Raw genomic sequence first — 24,618 nt, forward strand, 5'->3', positions numbered from 1 at the left:
AGAAGTGAAGAATGAGTCTTGAAGGTCTCGAAAAGGTGCTCTCTTAGGCTACTCTTTGGCAGCGACCTTGGCGTCGAGTTCGTGGGCGATTTTTAGGAAGGCGTTTTCGAGGACCTCTTCGCCGGTTTGTACTTTTATATCGGATACTGTGCCCTCGGTGGCGATCTTGCCGTGATGCACGATGGCGACTTGGTCGCAGAGGCGTTCCACTTCGCTCATGATATGGGTGGAGAAGACGACCGTCAGTCCGTCGTCGCGGCACTGCTCGATGAAGCCCATGATGGTTTGGGAGGTCATGACGTCGAGTCCGGTGGTAGGCTCGTCGAATATCATTACGGGCGGGCGATGGATGATGGAGCGTGCGATGGAGACGCGTTGCTTTTGCCCGGTGGAAAGTTTGTCGCAGCGGCCTTTTTGGAATTCGCCGATCTCCAGCTGTTCGATAAGCTCGTCGACCCGGCTGCGCAGGGCGGCTCCCTCGATGCCGTTGAGGCGGCCGAAGTATTCGAGCATCTCGCGGGCAGTGAGGCGGCCGTAAAGGGCGGTGCCGTTGGACAGGAAGCCAATGGAACGGCGCACGTCTTCTGGCTGCTTGACGACGTCAAATCCTGCCACGGTCGCGGAACCTTGGGTAGGTTCCAGCAAAGTGCCTAGCATACGCAAGGTCGTGGTCTTGCCGGCTCCGTTGGCTCCGAGGAGGCCGAAGATCTGGCCTGGCTGGCAGTTGAAAGAGACGCGGTCGACAGCTCGAACGAGCCCGCGTTTCCGGTCACGGAAGGTTTTAGTAAGCTTATTGGCTTCGATCACGGCGGAGGGAGCGGTAAGAAATCGGGAGAGACGGGAGTGAAAGCGATGTCGAGCGACTTGGAAACCGTTTTCGCTCAGAACTTAGCAGGTAAATGTTACCGATCGATGACGGAAGTGGATTTTCCGGCGTTTGTTGCTGGGAGTTGATTCTGCAACTCGCCCCGTCTGATTTGGCTCGCCGGGAGGAAATCGCTAGAGTCCGTCCGCCGGACGATGAGCGCTTTTCTCCATCATTTGCGCGAGAACGCTTAAAGGAAAGGGTTGGAGAGGCCGTTACGGAATCGTGAACCTGTTTGGTTCTTAGATTTTTTTAACGATAGATATTGTTCCTAACAAGAGATGGATTCTCCGAAGCGAGGCTGGTGATGCGGCCTCGCTTCTTTGTGGGATCCTGCAACGCAGTTTGCGGATGAGCCGCAATCCTAACGAGTCAGGACGCCGCTACTGGCTGAGGAATACCCAGCTGTTGTATCCAGCGAAGGCTATCACCAATAGCGTGCCTTCGATGCGGGTGACGCGACCTTCACCACCTTTTCGGTAGCAGACGAAAAAGAGGGCGACGGTAAGGATGGCGACGCTGGGCAGGTCGCGGGTGAGCACTTCGGATACGGTTTGAAACGGACGGATTACGGCGGCTATTCCCACCACGGCGAGCGTGTTGAACATGTTTGAGCCGATGATATTGCCGATCACGATATCGTGTTCTCCTTTGCGTGCTGCGGCGATGGAGGAGGCTAGCTCCGGCAAGGAGGTGCCGACTGCCACGATAGTGAGACCGATGACGAGGTCGCTCACGCCCAGCTGAGTAGCGATTTCGACGGAGCCCCAAACCATGGAGCGGGAGCTAGCGAGGAGGAGGACGAGTCCGAGGATCAGCCAGAAGAAGGACATTCCAAGAGAGCTTTTCTTGCTGTTCAGATCTTCGGTAAACTCTTGGGCTAGGATGTCGCTGTTGCCTTTCATGCCCTCTCGGGTGGTCCAAGCCATGATGCCGGCGAAGACGACCAGCATGATGATTCCGTCATTTCTTGAGATATCGAGATCCCAGATAAGGTAGCCGACGACGATAGTGGCGAACGATAAGATAGGTAGCTCTTTCTTGAGGATACTAGAGCGTACGGTGATTGGTGCGATAAGGGTGGTGACGCCGAGGATAAGGGCAATGTTGGCGATGTTGGAGCCGAATGCGTTGCCGAGGGCGAGGCCTGGGTTGTCTTGGGCGGCGGCGAATGCGGATACGACGAGCTCAGGAGCAGAAGTGCCAAAGCCGACGATGATGATGCCAATTAAAAGTGGCGGCATTCCAAAGTGCCCTGCCACACCGGATGCTCCGTCTATGAAGCGGTCGGCGCTCCAGATAAGGACGATCAGGCCGATAACGAGTGCGATGATTGGAAGTAGCATTGTAAGGAGTGAGTGTGTAAAGCGGGGCTGAGGTTCAAGGATTCTTTAAATCGGTTTACGGGTTAGGCGGATTCGAGGATGATTCGAGCAGTTTCACTGTTCGACGCGTTTGCAGGCCATAAGTCGAGTGGGTAGGCTGCAGTCTTTCAAAACGGCTCTCAATCGCGATCGTCTGGTACGTAAAAATCGAAGCGTCGATAGCCTGCCTAGGGACGAATCGCGATGAAAATAGTATCCTTATTCTGGACCATCAACAGGCTGACGCTCGCCGTTATCGTATCGCTGGCGAACCGTCGGTTTGCTCGAGAACCATCTCTTTGCTGAGATAGATGAGCTCATCTCGGACAGCCCCAAAACCATTCGCTCAAGGTGGGCGAGTTTAAGATCTAGCGACGCGGGCTTCGGGAAAGCTCTGTTCAATCTCTTTTGCCTCTTCGCGAGAGCAGGTGGCGAGCGTGGTCGAAAGAGCGTCGGCGAGCGTGGCTGTTTTTGCGATCACGTGAACGGAGGCGTGATGGTTGACGGATAGTCCGGTCCGCGGGTCAATCAGGTGGTGGTGTTTACCGGTCGAGTCAAAGGAGGTTCCGTATCCGCCAGAGGATGACAAGGCGTTGTTGTTGAGCTCTGCCACTTCGTGCAAACCGAAGCCGTTTGCCAGTCCGAGTTGCCAGTCCCGTCCGCTTGGATGATTGTCGAGGGCTCGCTTTTCGCCAAGGTCAATGAGCGTGTGGCCGAAGCCTTCGCCACGGAGCAACTCTGCTATCTTGTCGGTGATGTATCCTTGAGCAACTCCGTTTAGGGTGACGGTTGCTTGGGGATGCGAGAGTTCGATGTCTCGGCGGTTGATTTTGATGTGGCGGTAATCGACAGCGTGTAGGGCTTCTTTTAGATTTAAGGGAAGTCCTGACTCATTCGCCTCGAAGTGCTCTCGGTAAGCGGTGATGACAGGCTGGATGGTCACGTCGAAAATCCCGCGGGTACTTTGCCCGAAGGATTGGGCGTAGCGAAGAAGTTCGACAAGCTCTGTAGGCGCCGAAGAGAGTCGCTTGGATCGGTTCAGAAGGGAGAGACTCGATCTCTCGTCGTAGAGGCTGAATATGTTCTCTAGTCGTTGGATTTCGGATACGCAGCTCTTGAGTACCCTCTCGGCCTTGTTCTCGCTCTCGCAGTTCAGCTGGATCGTTGCCTGTGCACCGAGCACGATGCCCTCCCATTTTCGTAGCGTTGCGGAGGGTAGCGCGGAGAAAAGTCGAGTCTGACTGGCGAGCGCGAAGGCAGCAGAGTTCGTGGCAGCGATTTTAATGAAACGGCGTCGAGAGGAAATCATGGCTAGTTTGTATCAGGAGCGTTCGCGCGCTTTCTTCAGGTACCTCATGGTGTAGTACACCCCGGTGAGCGTGAGCAGGATGAGGGCAATGGCGCTGAGATCTGCGATCCACTTTCCGACGCCACCGAAAAAGCGACCTGTATGAATGTCGAGGATGACACGGCCCCACGTGATGCCTTCTCCGCGAAACGATCTAAGGAGCTTTTTCTCCAATATTTCGGGTGCGGGGCTCGCTTCGATAGTTGCGAGTTCGAGCTTAGTCGCGGTCGGGGTCCAAACGAGTATGGATTCGTCGGAACGATATTGGCCGAGCTCTGTATTGATAAATAGGGTACGATGGTCAGTCGTTCCAATTTTGGAGATTTCGCTTCCGGGGATGTTTGAATCGGATAGCGTTTCGATGATATCGCCCTCTGGGGTAATGAGTAAGATGCTGTTGGGAAATGCGATGGCGTAGATATCTTCGAGTACAGCAATCTCTCGGGGGTTGGGAAAGTGTCCGAGGCTGCGCTGGTCGAGAAAAAGTTGGTCGTCCAGCGAAGAGAGGCTACCGGTTGGCAGCAGGTAGTGGACCAGCTTCCCGGCGGGCTTGAGTCCATACCAGTCATATACCCAATCCGCTTCGATGGGGCGACTTTGGAAGTCGAGGTCATCGTTGTGATTGAGAAGGATACCGGTGAGGCAGATGAGAATAAAAATTGCTGAAAGGGCGACTCCGACGCGTCGGTGCAAGCGAAGGAGGGCGCGTCCGGGGCCGCGGCGTTTTCTGGGCACTCGCTTCGGCTTGCTCATTGGGCGCGGCACTGGTCGAGGAAGAGAGCGAGCCTTCCCAGACGTTCAAGGGCGTTGACCGAAAGGGTGGCTCCGGATATTCCGTCGATGTTCTTGTTGAGGCGTAGTTTCTTGGTGAGCTCTGCCTCCTTGAATTGGTCGGTGAAGAAGCTGTGCTTCACTTCCCAGCCATGGCTTTCTCGGTAAATGAGAACTTTCAGCCGGACAATCTTGTCGCTCTCAACTACGATGCCGACGGTGATAGGCTTTACCTTGCCTATCTCCTCCAGTATCCAAGCGGATCGTTCGCCTTCAGACCAGTAGCGTACACGAAGCGCTGGGTAGTCGTGACCGAGTATCTTCTGGATTTCCGGCTTGAGTTCCTTGGTAATCCAGAGGACAGCGGGCTTAGGTGGGGCACCGTCAAAGGACTCTGCCACGAAAACGTCGGGTGCGAGGTATACATCCTCGTTCGGAGTGTCGCCAAAAGACGAATACGCGAAAGCAAGCGCGGCGAGGGCAGCGAGGCATTTCTGGGTAAGCGTAGTCATCGAAGATGAGAGAACGGAGAAGCCGAAGGGGCGCAATCCCCTTCGGCTTCGAGTATTAGTGTTTCCGAAATATTAGAAGTGGTAGCCGACTCCGAGATTGATGATTTCCTCGTCCTTGGAGGAGTCGGCGTAATCGGTGAATTGTACATCCCACTTGAGGACTACGTTTTCGATCGGCCAGTAGTTCATGCCGATATCGAAGAAGGCGTCTTCTGTGTTGGAGGCGCTTCCGGCGTAGTTGTCGTAAACGCTGTAGCGGGCGAAGAAGCCAACGTCTCCAGCATCGGTTTCGAAGCGGTAGGACGGCTCGATGTAGTAGCCGAATTGTTCGTCAGCTCCTGAAACTCCTGGGGCTGCTCCACCTAGGTCCCAACGAGCGTAGAGGGCGCGGAGACCGAACCCGCCGCGTTGGTAATCCGCATGGGCGGAAAGGAGCGTGGCGTCGATGGTTTCCGAGAAAGTGCTTTGGGCGATGTCAGCTTGGTACTGAGCGGAGACTCCAACTTGGAGGCCAGGTGTTCCGGTGTAGGTAGCGCGAGTGGTGATGGCTCCGTTGGAAGCTTCCGCGTTGCCCACCTTTTGGCGGCCGCTACGGATGTTGAAAGCCTTGCTGCCGGATGTCGGAGAAAAGAGGCCGGTGTGGGCAGCCGCGTCGAAAGCCCAACCTGCGTCGTTGGTGTGACGATAAGCGACGCCGCCTTCCTACCAAGTGGTTGGGATAATGTTCTTTTCCACGTTATTGCGCTCGACTCCGTAGAAGGTCGCGGGCTCGTGGGTCTCGTTGAGAATGCCGACTGGGATCAGGAAGAGGCCGGCCTTAGCTGTGTCGCTCTCGTTGATATCGAATTCGACATAGGCTTGCTCGAGCTCGATTTCCCCGGTTTGACCATCGCCGGCGATGGAGTGCTCAAGCTCGACTTCTGAGACGAGGCGAACCTTGTCATTGAAGGAATGTTCGAGGAAAAGGACCCAGCGGTGAAAGTCCGCTTTGTCGGCCTTGCCGAAATTGTAGTGGAGCTCGCCGTAGCCGCCGAGATGCGTGCGTCCGGAGTCGCCCTCACCAGCTGCGCCAGAGGCAACGTAGCCCTCTACGAAAGTCGCGGTGGTCTCGACTTGGTTCGCGGTGACCTCGATGGCTTGTTTGGTTTCGACGAGGTTGCCCTCGGTGGCGTCGACGCGGTCGAGCAAGGAGTCTATCTGCTCCTGCTGTTTCTGGATGATGGCCCACATCTCCTCGCGACTAGGGAGGTTGTCCTGGGCGTTGAGCGTGCTTCCGAAAGCGGTGATACTGGCGATACCTGCGACTGCGAGGCGTGTCCAATTTTGGTTACCGTTCATGGCGTTTTTAGGTGAAATCGGGTGTTGAGCGGTCTTATTCAGAATCGTTCTTGAAACTCAGTATCAACAGATTGACAAAGGCGGCGAATGAAACTGTGTCTCAATAACGAGTCAAGGGTTTGTTGAGAAAAAGTCTCAACTAGTATTGACGCGTCGGAGGGGATATTTCGCTGCGGTGACGCCCATTTTTCTGGGTCTAAAATTCGGCAAGAAGCCGAGACATCTTCGGTGGATTGCAAAGTGCAGCTCTCTGTGTGACGAAGGTGGAAAAGCGTAGGTGTTGTTGCGTGAGGCCTCGCTTTTCCGCTCGCTTGTTTGCGGAAAATCTGATGCGTGTTGAGCTTCGTTTAAGTTAAACCATCTCTGGGTGGTTCGGGGTATTTTCCGGTTGTAGCGTCGCTGTTTGAAACTGCCTATTCTCAATACGACGCTCAAAATATCAGATAAATGGAAATATACGTAGGAAACATCTCCTTCGGGCTATCAGAAGGAGACCTGCAAGACGCGTTCGAACAATTCGGCGCGGTCTCACAACTCAAGATCATCACCGACCGCGAAACGGGTCGCTCGCGTGGTTTTGGGTTCATCACGATGGATAATGCCGATGAAGGCGCGGCAGCTATCGCCGGATTGAACGGGCAAGAGCTCGATGGACGTGAGCTTTCGGTTCGCGAAGCAACACCACGAGCGCCACGAGCGCCACGCGGCGGCGGCGGCGGCGGTGGTGGTGGCGGATTCCGCGGCGGAGATCGTCCGCGCGGCGGCGGCGGTGGATACCGTAGCGGCGGCGGTGGAGATCGTCGCGGCGGCGGTGGCGGTCACCGCGGTAATGATCGTCGTGGCGGCGGAGATCGTCGTGGCGGTTACCAAGACGGCTATTAATACTACAAACTGTATCAAGATTTTGGAGACCTACTCGTCAGCGAGTAGGTCTCTTTTTGTCTGCCGATCCACTATGGCGAGGTCGTAGGGTTGAAGCGCGGCGCTATGTTTGTGATAGCGCTACCTCGCCTTTTCGAAGCGTGCGGTCTTGCGGTAGCTGGAGGGTGTGGAGCCAAGTTGCTTTTTGAAGCTACGGCTGAAGGCGGCGAGGGATTCGTAGCCGCAGTCGAGGGCGATCTGAGTGAGTGAATCGTCGGAATGGACGAGCAGTTTCACGGCGCGGTTTAGTTTATAGTGGACGAGGTAGCTTCCCAAGCTGATGCCGGTCAGAACTTTGAAGCGTTTCCGCAGGTGGCTCTCTGAAAGGGAAAGGGCTTCCGCGATTTGGACAATGCTGATGCTGTCGGCGAGTCGATGCTCCAGGAGTGAGTTGATGCGATCCACGATATCGTATCCAGCAGATGGGTACTTGGGAGAATCTATCAGTTCGCGCGAACGATTGAGCGAGTGGGCCCGGAGTTTGTTCAGCAGATCGGAAGCGGCGAACGTCGTCATATCGAGCGTCACCTCGTCGAGCGATTCGCGTAAGGTGTAGCGTTTTGCGATTTCGACCGCTTCGCTGCAGCGCTCGGCGCTGAGGCGTATGGGGGTGTTGGCGAAGATGTCGAACGGCTTGGCGTTGCGAGTCTCGAACGTGAGGAATAGCCAGTTTAAGGACTCGTCCGAAAGTTCCATATAGAAGTGGAACTGGTAGGGCTTGACCAGAAAGGCATCGCCCGGACGGAGATGGAAGATGCGGCCGTCTACGTTTATGGATCCTTCAGTTTTGAAGCAGACTATGAGCACGAAGCGGTGGTGGGGGCGACTTTCGAAATTGCGTCGCTGGAGTTCACTCTTTTGTTCTCTGAGAAAGACAACGAGGTTGTCGGCGACGCAAAGGTTACGGGCCTTCAAACCGTGGAAGTAATCGTCCGGTGGCCGCATTTGCAATTGGACCAACTGGGCGGCGGCGATTTCGAAGGGACTCTGCATGTGATCGGAAATATCAAACAATCGATCATCTTTGCAAATATTTGCCATCGATATTTGTCGTATATTGTTTGCCGACGCTTCCCTTTACCCCATCGAACTCGACTCCACAGCTTTATGAGTGACCGCAGCGGACAAGAATTGTATGAACGCATTCCGGTAAAAGTTTTCGACGATGCCCAAGCGGCGGTTTGCGAAGTGGCCAAAGAAATTGCTGCCGCAATTCGCCTTCGCCAAAATGAGGATAAGCCATTCGTTCTTGGCTTGGCGACTGGGTCTACACCGGTTCCGCTCTATCGGGAGTTAATTCGAATGCATCGGGAAGAGGGGCTAAGGTTTGCGAATGTAACCACCTTCAACTTGGACGAATATTTCGGCATCGATGGGAGGCACCCTGAGAGCTACCATCGTTTCATGCGCGAGCAGCTTTTCGATCATATCGATTTGCCGGAATCGCAGATCAACATCCCTCAAGGAGCTGTGGCTCGTGACGAAGTCTTTGAAGCATGCCAAGCCTACGAAGAGAAAATCTTGGCCTGTGGCGGGATCGATGTGCAAATCCTGGGAATCGGCCGCACAGGTCACATCGGGTTTAACGAACCAGGGTCGGGCCCCAGTTCGCGAACGCGGCTTGTCACGCTCGATCGCTTGACCAGGCAGGACGCGGCACGCGATTTCCAGGGTGAGCACAATGTGCCTCGTTATGCGGTAACCATGGGAGTGGAGACGATCATGGACGCTCGAAAAGTGTACCTGCTCGCGTGGGGGCGTTCCAAGGCGGAAGTCGTCAAGGCGGCTGTGGAAGATGCTCCGGTAGAGAGTTTGCCAGCGAGCTTTTTGCAAGAGCATCTAAACGTGTCCTTCGTTTTGGATACAGCTTCGGCTTCGGAATTGATCCGTTACAAGTGCCCTTGGCTGGTGGGCTTTCCGGAATGGACGCCTGAGTTGGCTCGCGAGTCGGTGACGCACCTGTCTCTCAAGTTGGGCAAGCCGCTGTTAAAACTTGTAGACAAGGATTACCAGGAGAATGGACTTTCGGAACTCGTTACGGAGAAAGGTCCTGCCTATGGGTTGAACATCCGGGTATTCAACGAGGTGCAACACACCATTACCGGCTGGCCCGGAGGCAAGCCAGATGCTGACGACACCTACCGTCCGGAGCGTGCCTTGCCTGCGAGGAAGCGGGTTCTGGTTTTAAGCCCGGAGCCGCAGGATGACGTCTTGTCGATGGCAGCAACGCTTAGTCGACTGGTCGCTCACGGGCATGAAGTCACGGTGGCCTATCTCACCTCCGGAAACCTCGGCGTGCCGGACGAGGAAGCGAATTGGGCAGCGGATCTGATGCAGGAAGCAGGCGGAGCTAGTATCGCTTCCGAGGTCCTGGACGAGCTTGATGCTAAAGGAGCATTTTCTGAAGACTCCGAGAAATTGAGACGCTTCAAATCCTATATACGCAGAAATGAAGCGAGGGCTTCATTGGAGATGTGCAGTTTACCGAAGGGTTGTATTCGGTTTTTGGATTTACCGTTCTATGAAAACGGCCGGTATCGCCGATTCGAGACGGGGGAATCTGATGTGGCTGCCACGCGAACCTTGTTGCAGGAAATTCGTCCGCACCAAGTATTCGTCACGGGCGAAGCCGCGGATCCTAGCTCCGTACAGGCAAAATGCTTTTCCGTATTCGAGGACGCGATACGAGGATTGTCGGTCGAACCGTGGATCGATGATTGTTATGTTTGGCTGTACCGCAGCGATGGGCGCGAGTGGGAGATCCATCAAGTTGAAATGTCTGTGCCTTGTAGCCCCGACGAAGTGAAAGCCAAGGCGCAGGCGATCTACCAGCATCGATCCCAACGCAGCCAACTGCCCGTCATGAACCCCGAGCAGAGTGAAGCTTGGGAACAGGCGATCGAATGCAATCGTGAAACCGCTGCCTTATACGATCGGCTTGGCCTGGCAGAGTACGAGGCGATCGAGTGTTTTGTGCGTTGGAAGATGCCATCGAAGGGGATCGAGAAATAGTATGGACAAGCATTACATACCGGATGGCGTTAGTCTGCAGGTTGCTCAAGCACGGGTGACGCATATGGGCATCGGTGCTCACCAAGATGATTTGGAGATCTTTGCGTACCACGGGATCGCAGCTTGCTATCGATCGGCCTCGAACTGGTTTGCGGGAGTAACGGTGACAGATGGCGGAGGCAGTGCCCGCGTAGGAGCGTATCGAGATTTCACGGACGAGCAGATGAAAGAGGTTCGCTACCGTGAGCAGAACCGTGCGGCCAATATGGGAGGTTATTCGATTCAGTCCCAGTTAGGTGTGCCCAGCCGTATCGTGAAGGATGCGGATGCGTCGGTGGAAGTTGAAGTCGAGCTTTTCACGCTGCTAGATGCGTGCCGTCCCCATACGCTTTACCTGCACAATCCGGCGGACAAGCACGATACGCATATCGCTGTATTGGCACGGTGTTTGGAGGCTCTCAGGAGCATGCCGCTTGAGCATCGGCCGGAGCGGATTTACGGTTGCGAAGTTTGGCGAGACTTGGATTGGATGGATGACGCTTACAAGATTGCCTTGCCAGCTGACGAATATCCAATCCTCGCCCGCGACCTTGTTGCGGTCTTCGAGTCACAAGTTGTGGGAGGTAAGGACTATGTGAACGCGACCTTAGGCCGCCGCCACGCCAATGCGACCTTCTACCAATCCCACGAGGTGGATGAGGTAAGTGGGTACACCTTTGCCATGGATCTCGGTCCATTAGTGTCGAATGAATCTCTAAGTGTGCAGGACTTTGTGGAAGGCCACTTGGATCGCTTTAAATCGGATGTTCTAAATCGTATCCAAAAAATGGTAGGAAAATTATGAAGGGTAAGCGTCTCTTAAAAACGGTAGCGGTAGCATTGGTCATGGGAGTAAGTTATATCAGTTTAGGGAGCGTATTGGAGAGCGAGCCCGCTTTTTCAAATTTGATTCCTGTGCCGCGCGAGGTGCTCGTGGGAGAAGGTCGCTTTCGCATCGATGATACGTTTACAGTGAAAGTTAGCGGAGAGCCCGATGAGCGCATGTACCCGGCTGCGAGCCGATTTCTTCGTCGGCTTGATCAGCGGACCGGGCTCTTCCTTCCGCAAGACTACGTGGAAAAAGGCGAAAACCTGTCTGAAGTAGGGCTTGAAATCGTAGTCGAGCGTCCTGGGCAAGTTAACTTGGGAGAGGAGGAGTCCTATCACTTGTCGGTGACGGCTGCGGGTGTTCGCATCGAAGCGGAGACAGACCTGGGAGCCATGCACGGTCTAGAGACTCTGTTGCAGCTCTTGTCAGCGGACGACCGAGGCTACTACTTTCCTGTATCCAGCATCTCGGACATGCCACGTTTTCCGTGGCGAGGGCTTATGATCGACTCCGCTCGTCATTTCATGCCTCTCGATGTCATCAAGCGAAATTTGGACGGAATGGCTGCAGTGAAGATGAACGTTCTGCACTGGCACCTGACTGAAGACCAAGGGTTTCGTGTTGAGGTCAAGAGCTACCCGAAGTTGCACGAGATGGGCTCGGATGGGATGTTCTACACTCAGGATCAATTGAAGGAGATTGTGGCGTATGCATCTGATAGAGGGATTCGGGTGTATCCAGAATTTGACGTCCCTGGTCACGCGACCGCTTGGCTGGTGGGCCACCCCGAGATGGCGAGCTTACCCGGACCTTACGAGATCGAGAGAGGTTGGGGCATTTTTGATCCGACATTGGATCCGACAAAGGACGTCGTCTACGAAATCCTTGAGGCAGTCTTTACTGAGATGGCCGCTATATTTCCCGACGAGTATTTCCATATCGGTGGCGATGAAAATGAGGGGCATCATTGGGACAAGGCTGATCATATTCAGGCCTTCATGAAGGAACGAGGAATTGCGGACAATCACCAGCTGCAGAGTTATTTCAACAAGCGCCTGATTCCCATCCTTGATGAACTTGGAAAGAAAATGGTCGGTTGGGACGAGATCCTGCAGCCGGACATGCCGACCAATATCATGATCCATTCTTGGAGAGGTCAGGACTCGATGGTTGCGGCCGCTAAAGCTGGCTATTCAAGCATTTTGTCCAACGGTTACTATATCGATCTAATGCAACCCGCGAGTGACCATTACCTTGTGGACCCACTGCCAGCGGATATCGATTTAAACGAAGACCAGCGTTCGCGGGTGTACGGTGGAGAAGCGACCATGTGGAGCGAGCACGTGACAGTCGAAACGATAGACTCCAGGATTTGGCCGCGTACGGCGGCGATCGCGGAACGTCTCTGGTCTGATCAATCTGTAGACGATGTAGAGGATATGTACCGTAGATTGGATACGATCGCTTTGCAGCTTGAGGAGCTGGGGTTAACGCACCTGAAGAACCGGGCGATGATGATGCGCCGTTTGGCAGGAGGGTACGAGACGGAGCCTCTCCGCGTATTGGCGGATGTAGTGGAACCGCTTAAAATCTACCGTCGTAACTCAGATCTCAGCTATCGCTCCTATTCGCCGTACACCCTTCTTCCTGATGTTGCAGTAGCGGATGCGAAGGATGCTCGGCGGTTTGGTGCTTTAGTCGATCAGTATCTGGAAATGGGAGGCGCGGAGGACAAGGCTGCTATTCGAGCTCAACTTGAAGAGTGGTCTGAAAACCATACGGCACTTTCGCAGCTTGCCGCTCGGTCACCGGCTTTACGGGAAGCATTGCCATTGTCAGAAGCTCTGCGAGATTTGGCGGAGTTGGCATTATCTTCCTTGGATGGCGAAGCGACTGAGTCTGCGGCGATTTTGGAACGGGCTCGAGAGCCGGTGGCCAAGGTTGAGCTGCAGGTAGTGGACGCTGTTGAGCGGTTGTTGGCTAAATGAGTTTCTGATTCTGCAAAGCGGACGACGTAGGAGTCGTCCCTCCTTCTTACTCCTCTAATCTAATATTCCCCGAAAACTTATGTCCTTATCCTCTCTCGATTGGATCATTATTGCCGTATTCTTTGTGGTTTCGCTCATTGTAGGTTTATTGGTTTCGAGGCGCGCAGGTACTTCTTCTTCGGAGTTCTTTCTCTCGGGTCGGAGTATGCCTTGGTGGCTGTTAGGCGTCTCGATGGTGGCGACCACTTTCGCGATCGACACGCCGAACTTGGTAACAGGCATCGTGCGCCAGAATGGAGTCGCGGGGAATTGGGTTTGGTGGGCTTTCCTGCTGACGGGGATGCTGACGGTTTTCGTTTACGCCCGCCTGTGGCGTCGGTCCAAAGTTTCAACTGATCTAGAGTTTTACGAACTGCGCTACAGCGGCAAGTCGGCCGCGTTTCTGCGCGGGTTTCGAGCGATCTATCTTGGCGTCTTCTTCAATGTGATGATAATGGCCAACGTGTGTTTGGCCGCTATCAAGCTAGGGGGAGTTGTCTTGGGTCTGTCGCCAGTTGAGACGTTGTTGATCGCTTCGGCGATCACTGTTGTCTACAGTTCTCTCGGAGGTCTGAGAGGTGTCTTGATCACTGATTTTATCCAATTCGGAATCGCTATGATAGGGTCGATCTGGGCTACCTCGCTGATCGTGGGCATGCCGGAAGTGGGAGGGCTGGATGGGTTGCTGACGCATCCGAACGTCGTGGGTAAGCTGAACTTGCTCCCGGACTTCTCCAACTCGACGATGGTTGTATCAGTATTTATCGTACCGCTTGCGGTACAATGGTGGAGTGTGTGGTATCCGGGAGCGGAGCCGGGTGGTGGTGGATACATCGCTCAGCGAATGCTTTCCGCCAAGAACGAGCGGCACGCGATTGGAGCGACTTTTTTCTTCAACTTAGCTCACTACGGACTGCGTCCGTGGCCTTGGATATTAATGGGCCTCGCATCCTTAATCGTGTATCCAAACCTCGAATCTCTACAGGCTGCTTTTCCGGCGTTGGACCAAAACTTTATCCAGGACGATTTGGCATATCCCGCTATGCTCGCCTTTTTGCCGGCAGGGATATTGGGATTAGTGGTCGCGTCACTGGTCGCTGCTTTCATGTCGACGATCTCGACCCATTTGAACTGGGGTTCGTCCTACGTGGTGAACGACGTCTATAAACGTTTTATTAAACCCGAGGCGAGCGAGAGGGAGTTGGTCAACGTTGGCCGGATTTCTACGGTGGTCCTGATGGTGCTCGCGGGGACGGTGGCTCTTTTCCTCGAGAGTGCCATGCAGAGCTTCAATATTCTCTTGTCGATCGGTGCGGGTACGGGGTTGATCTTTATTTTGCGCTGGTTCTGGTGGCGGGTGAATGCGGCGACCGAGATCTCGGGTATGATCGTTTCCTTCGTCGTGGCCCTGTTTTTCGAGTTTGGCTATGAGCGTTTCGGATTCGAGCCGATTGCGGGGCACGTGCAGTTAATTGCCAGCGTTGCCGTGACGACCGTACTATGGCTAGCCGTGACCTTCCTGACCCCACCAAGCTCGCCCGAGGTGCTGGAGAAGTTTTATTTGGCAATCCGTCCGGTAGGACCCGGTTGGGAGGAAGTGCGACGCTCCCTGACTTCGAAAGATATTCCCTTCCCCGAGCCGGTGGCAGGAGAAAGTATAACGCGAGGGATTGCCAGTTTCGTAGTAGGGAGCTTCTCCGTCTATTTCTTTTTGTTCGGGGTCGGTTATGTTATCTATGGAAATCTAGCGATAGGGGGAGGCCTGTTAGTCCTGTCTGCCGGCGGTATAATCTACCTTCTTAATCGAGTAATTAGGAACTGAATACGAATGGTAGAAAAGCGAGAACGTCTTCTGTCGCTCGACGCGCTGCGCGGGTTTACTATTATTGGAATGATTATCGTAAACAGCCCCGGGTCTTGGAGCTATGTGTACGGGCCGCTTTTGCATGCGCCGTGGCATGGAGTCACAGTGACGGATATGGTGTTCCCGTTTTTTCTTTTCATCGTAGGGGTGTCCATCGCCTTGGCCTATACGGAAAAACCCAGGCTGAAGAGAGAACGCCGCAAGACATACAGGAAGATCGGGTGGCGTGTATTCAAGATCTTCACGCTCGGCGTTTTTCTGAACCTTTGGCCTTGGTTCAACTTTGAAGAGATTCGGGTTGTCGGCGTTTTGCAGCGGATTGCGGTCGTCTTCGGTGTCTGTGCTATCCTTTTTGTGAATACAAATTGGAGGCAGCAGCTGTGGATCGGCATCGGGGTTCTCGTTCTTTATTGGGCCTTGCTGCAGTTCGTTCCGGTGCCTCTTGATTCGGTCAACGAAGGAGCTTTGAGAGATGGAGTGGTGGAGCGAGCTCTTGGCGTCTCTCAAACGGTCTCAGTGGAAGCCAGTGGTGAATTGGCCTTACAGGCGAATCTCGAACCCGGCACGAACTTGCAAGCGTGGATCGACCGCAAGCTAGTCCCAGGACAAATGTGGGAGCGGACCTGGGATCCGGAAGGGATTTTAAGCACGCTACCTGCAGTTGCCACCGGGATATTTGGTCTCTTGGTGGGATCGATTATTCTGGGAATCGGCGATCCTTACCGTCGCGTCAGTTGGCTGTATTGCGTAGGTTTTGCGGTGGTTTTGATCGGGGAAGTGTGGAGTTGGGATTTTCCGCTCAACAAGAATCTCTGGTCTAGTTCCTTCGTCTTGTTCTCTGGGGGATGGTCGACGCTTTGCTTGGCGACGAGCGTTCTTTTAATCGATATCCAAGGCTACCGAAAGTGGGCCAAGATGGGCGTGGTGTTCGGCTCAAACCCTGTAGTGGCCTACGCTTTGTCAGGGTTGCTCACGCTCTTTTTCTACTCGAGTACAAGCCTCTGGCCCAGCCTGAGCACGCTATTTGTGAACAGTTTGATGGGAATGGGAGCCAGTGGAAAGTTCGCTTCAATATGCTACGCTCTTTTGTTTGTAGGAGTGATTTATCTGCCAGTGCATTGGCTGTGGAAGAGGAGATTGTTCATCAAGCTTTGATTGGTTGAATTCGTCGAAATCGAGTTGACGGTAGTGACGCCGCGAATATGGAATCGACGCTCATGATCTTCCGTCAGCTGTCCAAAGTCATTTGCTTGGCCGTGTGTTTGAGTCTCTCAAACAGTGTGCTTTTGCTTGGGCAATTGGGAGCGTGGTCGAACATGACGAAGGAGCGCGTCGATGACCGTGGGATTGCTCAAGCTTTGATCTCGAGCTTGGAAGGCGAGGACCTTTGTAAGGTTTGCCTTGTGGTCCGGGAGGAAAATCGAAAGCAAAGCGAAAGCGGCACTCTGAAGGAATCGCCGGGTATGGCCAAGCTCTTGGTTATGTCAGACGATTGCGAATGGCTGGAAGCCTTGCGACCGGTTGGAGGTTACGCAGGTATCCTGGAAAGGGGCACCGATGTGTTCGTGGGTCGATCTGAAGAGGTAGCGAAACCGCCGCCTCGAATTGAAGTATAGTTGAGAGCTGCTCTCGAAATCCACTGCCCAATGCATGGCAGAGGGATTCACTCACTATAATTACTTCAATTTAAGATTAAATGAACAACACCTTTACACTCGTATCAACGCGTACGCTCGTGTCCGCGACCATGGCTTTGGGCCTTTCAGCAACAGCGCTTCCCGAATCCGGTGAGCTTCAAAACAAGATTGGCCGTGCCGACAGCCATGCCCCGATCGGGGTCATGGGAGACCATCTGCACAGAGGCGGCGAATTCATGTTTTCGTTTCGCCACATGTCCATGGGCATGGATGGTCACCGGCAGGGTGAAAATTCCCTGACCACTCAGGAGGTTTTTGCGGCGGGTTTTTCAACGGCTGCGACAAAAATGGACATGGAGATGGATATGCTAGGATTCATGTATGCTCCCAGCGATTCCATTACGCTCATGCTGATGGCAAACCATCTCGAGCTAGACATGGACATGATGATGAACCCGCATGTGGAAATGGGCGGGATGCACGGTGGGCATAGTATAGCAATGAGCCACTCAACCTCGGGATGGGGTGACGTCTCGCTGACCGCCCTCGTGAAAGGCTGGGAGTCGGGCAAGCAGAAGATGCACTGGAATCTCGGTGTCAGCGCTCCGACCGGTTCGGTGTCGGAGATGATGCACGGTACGTTTCAGCCTTATGGCATGCAGTTGGGGTCGGGGACCTGGGACGCGAAGGTCGGCGCCACTTACACCGGTCTTTCTGGAGGTTTCGGCTGGGGCGCTCAAGCGCTCGGGACGCTGCGTCTCGAAGATAGCGGTGAGTCTGGATTTTCGCGCTCCGATGCTCTGGAGGCTTCGGTCTGGGGAAGCTGGTTAGTCGACGGAGCATGGAGCTTATCAACTCGTTTGAAGTACACAGCCGAAGGTCCGCTCGATGGACACTACAATGGCGCTCACGCGCACTCGGCTCCTCCGCACTTTCAGGCGAATTATGGAGGGGACGTGCTAGAAGGCATTATCGGTCTCAACTACCTTTTCCGAGATGGAGCCCTGAAAGGAAACCGTTTGGCCCTCGAGTACGGCCAGCCACTCTATCAACAGCTCAACGGAGTGGGTATGAATCGAGAGGATACTCTGACTCTCGGCTGGCAATACGCTTGGTAGAGAGTGGTCTAGGTGGCAGCCACTGTTAGAGCGGCTGCTACCCACTGGATTTCAGATCTAGGAAAGTCTGAATAGTCATGAGAGTCCATTTGGGTTGTTCGGGACCATGGTCTCTTGTTGCTCTACAAAAAAGCTAGTCCAAATCGACTCGGACCTTCCTCCAGTCTTCGGCTGTGTTTTGATAGTGCACTTTAAATTTGGATACAGAAGCGACCCAATGCTTTTGCGGAAGTGCGCCTGCGAACTTGGTGGGAGGGTCTGCGACCTTCCGTCTCTTAAGAAGATAATAGGCAGCTCTTTCTGAATCTTTTTCTTGCTCTACTCGCTTGATCCAAGGGACTGATTTGCCAGGCGCTTTTAGCGTGACTGTCTCAAGGGCCATGATCAGCTGGGTTCTCATCCGATTAGAATCCAGGAGATTGGCTGGGGGCGTTCTCGATGAATTCGAAAGCACCTTTCGGGATGTCGTCTGAAATCAGGTGGGCGGTTTGGGAGAGTAGCCGTCCAATTTCATAGGTTCGTTTTTGGCTGAATATCCAGCGGCTTCTGGATAGGTTTGTATCCATTAAACCAGATCAGCAGCGTATTCAGGAGTTTCCTCGATCGCCCGATCGGAAGGCATTAGCATCGATTCGGATGGGACTTGCGACGATGGATGGGTTCCGTCGAGGAGTTCTAGTCGTTGGAGTCCGCCAGGTGCAGCATTCGCCGCTCTAACCGATGGAAAATGAATGTCGGCAGCGAGGCTAGCGAAGACAGCGAAGCGAGCAATTACGTTGGGGAATTTAGGCGCGGGAGGAGACGACTTGCCCTTTCTAACTCGGTCGACGCCAAGGGCTGTTAAGCTCAGGAAGGCTTTCACTCCTGTTTGCCTTACCGGCTTAGGCTTCGAAGTATTTATCTTTGAAATACAGTTATTTCAACGGAGTCCGATAAGATTAACATTATTATGAAATTTGCCTGCCCAGACACCGAGATTGCGGTTGCTCGCAATGAAGAACGCCTCCGCTCTTTTCTCGCCGGAAACAAGATTGCGTTTGCCCAAGCTTTTTGGGAAAACGGACGACCTGAGGTACGCTTAAACGATCAAGCCGAATCTGTTCCGGATGCGGATTCGCCCGAACGGAACAACTAGCTTAATCCTAGAAAGGAAAGCCGATCGAGAGGTGCACGGTACCTCTGGGATCGTCGGGCCGTGGATCGATATTATGCCCGTACTCAAGACGTACGGGACCGACGATCGTATTGTAACGGAAGCCTAGGCCGACACTGGTAAGGTCGTCGTAGACGTCAGTGGTGTCCGCTTTTTCCCATATGCGTGCAGCGTCAGCGAAGAGTACGACGTTGAGGCGATCGAAAATGGGATATTCCAGCTCTAGGTTCATCAGGGCGTAGGCTTCGACGCGGGTAGGGCTGCCATCCTCGGCTAGCGGCACGGCCTCGCCGCGACGGTAGCCGCGCACGGAATTTTCGCCGCCGACGAGGTAGAATTCGTTGTAGACGGGGAGTTCGGTCAGTCCCTCTACCACTTCTGGGTAGGTAATGCGGGCGGCTTTGGCACCGAAGTGGAATATCCAGCGATCCCCAATTTTCCTATGGCTGGAGCCGCTTAACTCAGTTTTCAGGAAATTCGATTCCCCCCCGAGAGATTCGTCAGCGTAGCGGATTACGCCACTGAGCTCGTAACCGGATTTTGGGTACAAGATATCATCAATATGGCTGCGGGTGGCACGCAGGGAAAGGCTGCCGATGTTCGCTGCCTTGAAATCCCGGAAGTCGGGGTCCGCGTCGAATTTTTCGTCGCGCGCTTCCTTTCGGTCGAACGCGTAGTCGAGTCCGATATCGGTTTGTAGTTTGGATAGGCGGCTGAACAATCCGACCGATACGCCACGTTCTGCACGGTCGAAGAAGAGTTCCTGGCGGTTGAGAAAGTTGATTTCGAAGGTGCCGTCGATGGACTCTCCGAGTAGTTCGGGAACGGTGTAGTCTAGGTTCCCGCTGGTGGACTTTACGGATTGGATAGCTTGGAAAGAGAGGGTGTGGGCCCGGCCTAATACGTTTTCTCTTTGGGCAAGGAGTCCGGCGCGGAATTGCTCATAGCTTCCGTATCCGAGCAGGAGCTGGACTCGGGTGCGTTCGCCTTGTTCGTATTCGAAGACTGCTTTGCGTTCGCCGGGCCCGTTGTCTTGGTAGCTGAGGTCGATGCGTTCGAAAATGCCGAGGCGTGAGAGACGCCGCCGGGCGGCTTCGGTTTCGGTGATGTCGAGCGGAGTGCCGGGCGTTAGGTCCGTTTTTCGGTCGAGGAGTTCGTGGTGAGTGTCGGTGGCTCCTTTGTGTTCGATGCCAGAGAGGGTGATCTTAGGGCCTCGCCGGACCTCGAAGCGGATGTGTACTGAGACGGTGTCGCCTTCGGGGGTAGCCTTGACGATGCGGCTGTTGACCTTTGTGTCCGGAAAACCGTTACTGTAGGCCTCGTTTCGAATCTTGCGTGTCTGGTCTTCTACCCACGTTCGCGTGTAGGTGGCGCCTTCGGGAACCTCTTTGGTTTCGACAACCTGTTCATCTTTTAGGTATTGAACCTCAGCTTGGGTGATCTGGTAGATCGGTCCTTCGTTTACATCGAACGTTACGTCGACTGCTCCGGTAGACCTGTCTATGTCGACGGCTTCTGCGTTCACTTCCGCGTCAGTGTGGCCGCGGGCGACGAGGGCGGCAGTGAGCTGCTTTTGGTGGTTGGAAAGGATGTTGGGGGAGTAGGCTCGGTCCTTTTTGCGAGAGAAGAGCGCGGTATCAGGAATAACATAGTTCTTGGCCTCGTCTACGTCGATCGAGACGAGGCCGTTTATTTCGATGGTGTCGTAGTAGTAGAGAATGCCTTCTTCGATATTGAACTGTAGTTGGGTAGCAACTACTCCCTCTGGGATCTGCGGCTCGAAAGGCGTTGTCCAAGATGCGGTGTTTTCGGTTCCGTCGGTTGTCTCGTAAGTGGCGGCCACTTTGGCGTCGAGGTAGCCGTTCTGGGTGAGTCGGGTGAGGAGCAGGAAGGCTGCGTCGTCGATCTTTTGGGCGTCGAGCTCGCCTTTCTGTATTTCGAGCAGGCGGAGGGCTCCGCGTAGCTCTGCGTTGCCAAACAGGCCGAAGCCGTCGACTTTGACGTTGGCGCCGCTGAGCGACGAGATGGGCAGTGCCAGGAGCGAGAGGAGAATTAAGAGCGTCCTGGCGCGAGCCGCGCCGCGTCGAGTTGCGGGCTCGCGGTTCATCGTTCGAAAATTGTCCATTTCAAGTTGGCGTTGAATTCGTCTCGCTTGTCGTATTCGCCCTCGATCTCGAGGTCCTCGGATAGTTGGTAGGAGGCGTCGATCGTCCTCTTGCCTTGTAGCGAGATATCTTGGCCTACCTCGAGGCTGAGCTTGCTGGCGGATTCGGAGTTGCCGCCGGTGAGTTTTTTGAAAAGGCCTTTCCCGATGAATAGGCCGAGGGAGGTCGCCGACTTTTGAGCAAGGTTGCCTTGGGCGTCGGGCAACGCTCCGGTGGTGAGCAGGAGCAGAGCGTCTACCTGAGTTAGCGCAGGGTTGGAGGTGATTACGAGTTCTGGGTCTGTTACGGTACCTCCGACTTCGAGATTGATATCGTAGGCAAAGATGCGCCCTCCGGCTACCGCTTCGAGCTGAAGTTCAGACGGTCGGTCGCGAGTGATGAGTACCTGTCCATTTTCGAGCGTGAGAGAACTTGCTGGGAAGAAGATGCGGCCTGTATTCGTTTCGGCCTTGCCGATCAGAAGCGGAGCTCCGAGGGTTCCCTCGAGATCGAACTCGGCGGATAGGGTGCCTTCGAAAAATGAGTTGGAAACGCGAAGAAATTCGTCGCCGAGAATATTGATATCGAGTCCCCAATCGTTGAAAGGGGCTTGGTCGACTGCGAAGTAAGGAGGCCGCGAACTGACGGTTTTAGTCGAGCCGGCGAGGAGGTCAGGCTCTACCAGAAACAGGCCCTTCGTTAGTTTTAAGCTACCTTTTAGGAGCGGAGATTCTTGGTTTTTGGATACGAGTTGCATATCGATGTCTCCGCTGAAGAGCAGTCCGTCGTCACGAATAAGAGGAAATTCTTTGCTGGAGAATTTAAGGTCGTAGATCGGGTTGGAGGTATCGTTGAGGTCGGCGGAGCCCCTGAGGGTGAAAGTGCTCTTCTCGGCCAATCCGCGGATCTCGTTCACACGCCATACTCCTTGGCTCAGTTCGACTTGCCCGGAGATTTTTGACAAGGACCCAAGGGGTGGGAGGGGCCGTGTGGCGAGGTTTTCGATATTGGCAACGGCACTGATGTCGCCTTCTCGGAGTTGGATGTCGGCGCTCGCCGTACCTTCGTAACGCAGAAGCGGTGGTAGCCAGCTCTTGAGTACCTCCAAGTCTAGAATCTCGACCCGGGCTTTTCCGGTGAGCGGCGAGAAATCGAGCAGTTGGGTGTCCCTAACAAGGTCGTAGAGGGAGGTTTTCCCGATGGGAAGTTTAGCGTCGGCGTAGACAGCGTTTTTGCCCGCGTGGGCTTCCAATGAACGGATCGCGAGCCCATCGGAATCGGCTAGCAGGGATGCGGAGAGGTCTTGGAGCTGAACACTTTTGCTTGGGTCCTCCGGATGGCTCCAGCGGAGTGAGGCGAGCTTCACGTCGAAATTGCCTTTGGGGTCGTTGAGAGAGCCGGACAACTGAGCCTTGATGATGGGACGCTTGAGGGCGATGGGTAGGATCGTTTCGAGCGATGCCCAAAAGTCAGGATGGGGAGAGGACTCCAGCGAAAACTCAAGAGGCGCGTCTTGGTGGATTTTCGTTTGAGCAGTTCCTTGTGACCAATTTACGGATACAGGGAAGTGACCTTCCGCTACAAGGATGTGTTTGGAGTCTGCACCGATTTCGAGGTGGTCGATGCTGAGACTGTCGAGACGTGTGGGATCAGACTGGGCGAGCCAAGATAGGTCTACGCTGCTGCCTTCCTTTAATTGCCAAGATGCGGACCCTGAGGTTGTGATTTTCGACTCAGACTCGCTTAATGTGGCTTCTGTATCGAAATCTTGGATGCGTAGGGTTGGAATTGGAACGGCGAGCCAATTGTTAAAGATGTTGGTTTGGAAATCGATCGCGGTAGCATGGAGGCTGAATTGTGAATCGGTTAACAAGAGCGAGCTGAGCTCAAGTTGTTGGCCGTTGGGGCCAGTGAGGATGATCCCCGAGGAAGCAACGCTGGCCGCGCTCGCATCTAAGGTGACAGTTCCAGTCTCCTCGAGGGAGAGGATGACTGCGCCGTCGGAGTCAGTCAGAGCGAGTTTGGAGATGCTGACTGTTGATTCGGATGAGGAGCGTTGAATGCCGAGAGAGACGTCTAAGTCTTCGATCCCAGTTGAGGCTTGGACTGTTGCCTCCAAGTCGCTGAGCCTTCCCGCGACTTCAGTCTCTAGCGAAAAGCTGTTGGTGCTGGGAAGTTTCAAGGTGGCGAACGATAGGTTTCCTTGGAATTCAGGATCGGCCAAAGGGCCGACGAGCTGTAGATCACCATTGACGGTTTGCCACTCTATCGAAGGAAGGAGATCACGGAGACGTTGTGATTCGTTCTCCAGTTGTAGTTGAAGATTGGATTCGAGGAACTGTTGTTCTTGAATGTTGTATCCGCCGGTTAAATTGATGCGAGAACCGGCAGCTGAGCGAATTTCTAGGGTGCGGATGGTTGCTTCCTGTCCGAGCAGGTCGACGTTGGCTGTGGCGCTTTCCAGGAGGGTGTCCCATAAGGTGATGTTGGCACCTTGAATCTCGGCCATGAGGACGGGAAGACCGTCTGGAGAGGTTCGCGTTTTCAGTACGGCGTCGAGTTTGCCGGTTGCTTCTATGAAAGGGAGTTTGGCTAGGTCGAGCTTCGCATCGAGTTGGGCAGCCTCGAGTGGGTTATCGAGACTGAAGTCGAGCAGGATCGGCTTATCGCTCTCTACGGTGAGCCATGGCAGGTCGACCTTGGCGGTTTTGATTTCCAATGACTTTGGCGAGCCGTTTCCAGCAAGGAGGATGTTGGAGGTTCCTTCGAGATCGCTAGTATCGAAAGCTTCGATACGATAGGTAAAGGCTTGGCCGGTCCAGTCCGCGCGGAGATCGATATTGAGCGGCGGCGCGGAGCCCCAGAACGGGTAGCGTTCGTCGAGCTCGAAGGCCGAGGCTTCCAGACGGGCGGATTCCGGAATGAGAGACCGGGCCCAGCTCGCTTGGAGATTGATGGCGTTTTGGTGGTTTTCGAGAACGCCGGTCAGAGTAGGCTGGTCGTTCTCGTTTTTAAGCTCGACCTCCAGAGTAAGGTTTTGCTCAGGCACGGCGGCTGAAATCTGCCAGAGGGCTGGCGACTCGAAGCGGGCTTCGAGTGTCGCTTCCGTATCGCTCTGGATGTGGCGCAAGGCGACGTCGAGTTGTTGCGGGGTTAGGGTGAGTGATGGTAGTTCGAGAGTATCTTCGCTCTCCACGGAAAGGGTGCCGTTTAGGAGCGTGACGCCGCTGAGGTATCCAGCGAGACGAGCAAGGCTATCGTTGGCGATTACGAAGATTTGCGGTAAGGTGAGTGGCTCTTGAGTTTCTTGCGGTTCCTCGGGGGCGACGTTGGAGACGTCCAGTTTCCAAGTTTCGACTACGAGCTTCTCTGTCGCTGGATCGGAGGAGAAGTGCTCGAAAAGGAGTTTGGTGGGCGAGGGTAGTTCTGCCGTCTGAGCGGTGAAATTGATGCCAGCTTGATCTGTGGACAGGTCATCCAATTGCCAGCGATCCCAAGAGAGGCGTTCGACGGAACCGATGTTTACTCCGAACTTGGCAGCCAAAGGCTGGGCGATCCAAGTCGACCAGAAAGGGAAGCTAAGTACGCACAGAAGGAGAATGCCGGCGAGAAGGGCGAGGGAGCGTTTGGTTTTCCGGAAGCGGGGTCGCTTTTCTGGGGGGTTGCTTTTGGGCAT

22 protein-coding genes are annotated in these 24,618 nt (G+C 54.4%); 9 read left to right on the top strand and 13 right to left on the bottom strand.

Annotation, left to right across the window (positions count from 1 at the left end):
• Positions 1-48: 48 nt before the first annotated feature.
• The 7 genes from QEH53_RS13565 to QEH53_RS13595 form a co-directional block, all read right to left on the bottom strand.
• Positions 49-807 (bottom strand): ATP-binding cassette domain-containing protein, encoded by a 759-nt coding sequence (locus QEH53_RS13565; protein ID WP_309023746.1) that lies wholly within the window; start codon positions 805-807, stop codon positions 49-51.
• Between the two features lie 441 nt (positions 808-1,248).
• Complete coding sequence (locus tag QEH53_RS13570; RefSeq protein WP_309023747.1) at positions 1,249-2,211, bottom strand: calcium/sodium antiporter; 963 nt, start codon at positions 2,209-2,211, stop codon at positions 1,249-1,251.
• Positions 2,212-2,590: 379 nt separating this feature from the next.
• Positions 2,591-3,538 (bottom strand): FAD:protein FMN transferase, encoded by a 948-nt coding sequence (locus tag QEH53_RS13575; RefSeq protein ID WP_309023748.1) that lies wholly within the window; start codon positions 3,536-3,538, stop codon positions 2,591-2,593.
• A gap of 12 nt (positions 3,539-3,550) precedes the next feature.
• Positions 3,551-4,330, bottom strand: coding sequence for a PepSY-associated TM helix domain-containing protein (locus tag QEH53_RS13580; protein ID WP_309023749.1), 780 nt, complete (start codon positions 4,328-4,330; stop codon positions 3,551-3,553).
• Positions 4,327-4,860 (bottom strand): FMN-binding protein, encoded by a 534-nt coding sequence (locus QEH53_RS13585; RefSeq protein WP_309023750.1) that lies wholly within the window; start codon positions 4,858-4,860, stop codon positions 4,327-4,329. Before QEH53_RS13585 ends, QEH53_RS13580 begins: the two co-directional genes overlap by 4 nt.
• Positions 4,861-4,932: 72 nt before the next feature.
• Positions 4,933-5,436, bottom strand: a complete 504-nt coding sequence (locus QEH53_RS13590; RefSeq protein ID WP_309023751.1) for a hypothetical protein — start codon at positions 5,434-5,436, stop codon at positions 4,933-4,935.
• Between the two features lie 126 nt (positions 5,437-5,562).
• Positions 5,563-6,198 (bottom strand): hypothetical protein, encoded by a 636-nt coding sequence (locus QEH53_RS13595; protein WP_309023752.1) that lies wholly within the window; start codon positions 6,196-6,198, stop codon positions 5,563-5,565.
• A 447-nt stretch (positions 6,199-6,645) separates the two neighbouring features.
• On the opposite strand from QEH53_RS13595, the gene QEH53_RS13600 reads away from it, so the two are divergent.
• The gene (locus QEH53_RS13600) at positions 6,646-7,080 is read left to right on the top strand and encodes an RNA-binding protein (protein ID WP_309023753.1); all 435 of its coding nucleotides are present in this window, start codon (positions 6,646-6,648) and stop codon (positions 7,078-7,080) included.
• A 120-nt stretch (positions 7,081-7,200) separates the two neighbouring features.
• Here QEH53_RS13600 and QEH53_RS13605 read toward each other — a convergent pair whose 3' ends face one another.
• Entirely contained in the window at positions 7,201-8,160 is a 960-nt protein-coding gene (locus QEH53_RS13605) for an AraC family transcriptional regulator (RefSeq protein ID WP_309023754.1), read from the bottom strand.
• A gap of 66 nt (positions 8,161-8,226) precedes the next feature.
• Here QEH53_RS13605 and nagB point away from each other — a divergent pair, with 66 nt between their 5' ends.
• The 7 genes from nagB to QEH53_RS13640 all read left to right on the top strand — a co-directional run bounded on the left by nagB (position 8,227) and on the right by QEH53_RS13640 (position 17,645).
• On the top strand, positions 8,227-10,131 hold the full coding sequence (nagB, locus tag QEH53_RS13610) for a glucosamine-6-phosphate deaminase (RefSeq protein ID WP_309023755.1): 1,905 nt from the start codon (positions 8,227-8,229) through the stop codon (positions 10,129-10,131).
• Position 10,132: 1 nt separating this feature from the next.
• Positions 10,133-10,975 carry a PIG-L family deacetylase gene (locus tag QEH53_RS13615; protein WP_309023756.1) on the top strand — a complete coding sequence of 281 codons (843 nt, stop codon included), beginning with the start codon at positions 10,133-10,135 and terminating at the stop codon, positions 10,973-10,975.
• On the top strand, positions 10,972-12,987 hold the full coding sequence (locus tag QEH53_RS13620; RefSeq protein WP_309023757.1) for a family 20 glycosylhydrolase: 2,016 nt from the start codon (positions 10,972-10,974) through the stop codon (positions 12,985-12,987). The genes QEH53_RS13615 and QEH53_RS13620 overlap by 4 nt, the downstream gene beginning before the upstream one ends.
• Before the next feature lie 79 nt (positions 12,988-13,066).
• Positions 13,067-14,848 (top strand): sodium:solute symporter family protein, encoded by a 1,782-nt coding sequence (locus QEH53_RS13625; RefSeq protein WP_309023758.1) that lies wholly within the window; start codon positions 13,067-13,069, stop codon positions 14,846-14,848.
• A gap of 6 nt (positions 14,849-14,854) precedes the next feature.
• Positions 14,855-16,045: a heparan-alpha-glucosaminide N-acetyltransferase domain-containing protein gene (locus tag QEH53_RS13630; RefSeq protein ID WP_309023759.1), complete on the top strand. Its 1,191-nt coding sequence runs from the start codon at positions 14,855-14,857 to the stop codon at positions 16,043-16,045.
• 47 nt (positions 16,046-16,092) lie between these two features.
• Entirely contained in the window at positions 16,093-16,506 is a 414-nt protein-coding gene (locus QEH53_RS13635; protein WP_309023760.1) for a hypothetical protein, read from the top strand.
• A gap of 80 nt (positions 16,507-16,586) precedes the next feature.
• Positions 16,587-17,645, top strand: coding sequence for a transporter (locus tag QEH53_RS13640; protein WP_309023761.1), 1,059 nt, complete (start codon positions 16,587-16,589; stop codon positions 17,643-17,645).
• 133 nt (positions 17,646-17,778) lie between these two features.
• Here the strand turns inward: QEH53_RS13640 and QEH53_RS13645 are convergent, their stop codons facing one another.
• From QEH53_RS13645 to QEH53_RS13655, 3 genes are read right to left on the bottom strand one after another with little or no spacing between them, the layout of a single operon-like run.
• Positions 17,779-18,045: a hypothetical protein gene (locus tag QEH53_RS13645; RefSeq protein WP_309023762.1), complete on the bottom strand. Its 267-nt coding sequence runs from the start codon at positions 18,043-18,045 to the stop codon at positions 17,779-17,781.
• A gap of 4 nt (positions 18,046-18,049) precedes the next feature.
• Complete coding sequence (locus QEH53_RS13650; protein ID WP_309023763.1) at positions 18,050-18,211, bottom strand: hypothetical protein; 162 nt, start codon at positions 18,209-18,211, stop codon at positions 18,050-18,052.
• A complete protein-coding gene (locus QEH53_RS13655) occupies positions 18,211-18,507 on the bottom strand; it encodes a hypothetical protein (RefSeq protein ID WP_309023764.1) in 297 nt (98 codons plus the stop codon). Before QEH53_RS13655 ends, QEH53_RS13650 begins: the two co-directional genes overlap by 1 nt.
• A gap of 87 nt (positions 18,508-18,594) precedes the next feature.
• On the opposite strand from QEH53_RS13655, the gene QEH53_RS13660 reads away from it, so the two are divergent.
• Entirely contained in the window at positions 18,595-18,780 is a 186-nt protein-coding gene (locus tag QEH53_RS13660; protein WP_309023765.1) for a hypothetical protein, read from the top strand.
• 7 nt (positions 18,781-18,787) lie between these two features.
• Here QEH53_RS13660 and QEH53_RS13665 read toward each other — a convergent pair whose 3' ends face one another.
• Both QEH53_RS13665 and QEH53_RS13670 read right to left on the bottom strand, forming a co-directional pair.
• Positions 18,788-20,923: a BamA/TamA family outer membrane protein gene (locus tag QEH53_RS13665; protein WP_309023766.1), complete on the bottom strand. Its 2,136-nt coding sequence runs from the start codon at positions 20,921-20,923 to the stop codon at positions 18,788-18,790.
• On the bottom strand, positions 20,902-24,618 hold the full coding sequence (locus QEH53_RS13670) for a translocation/assembly module TamB domain-containing protein (RefSeq protein ID WP_309023767.1): 3,717 nt from the start codon (positions 24,616-24,618) through the stop codon (positions 20,902-20,904). Before QEH53_RS13670 ends, QEH53_RS13665 begins: the two co-directional genes overlap by 22 nt.

The sequence above is a fragment of the Pelagicoccus sp. SDUM812002 genome (genome assembly GCF_031127835.1).
Taxonomy (GTDB): Bacteria; Verrucomicrobiota; Verrucomicrobiia; order Opitutales; family Opitutaceae; genus Pelagicoccus.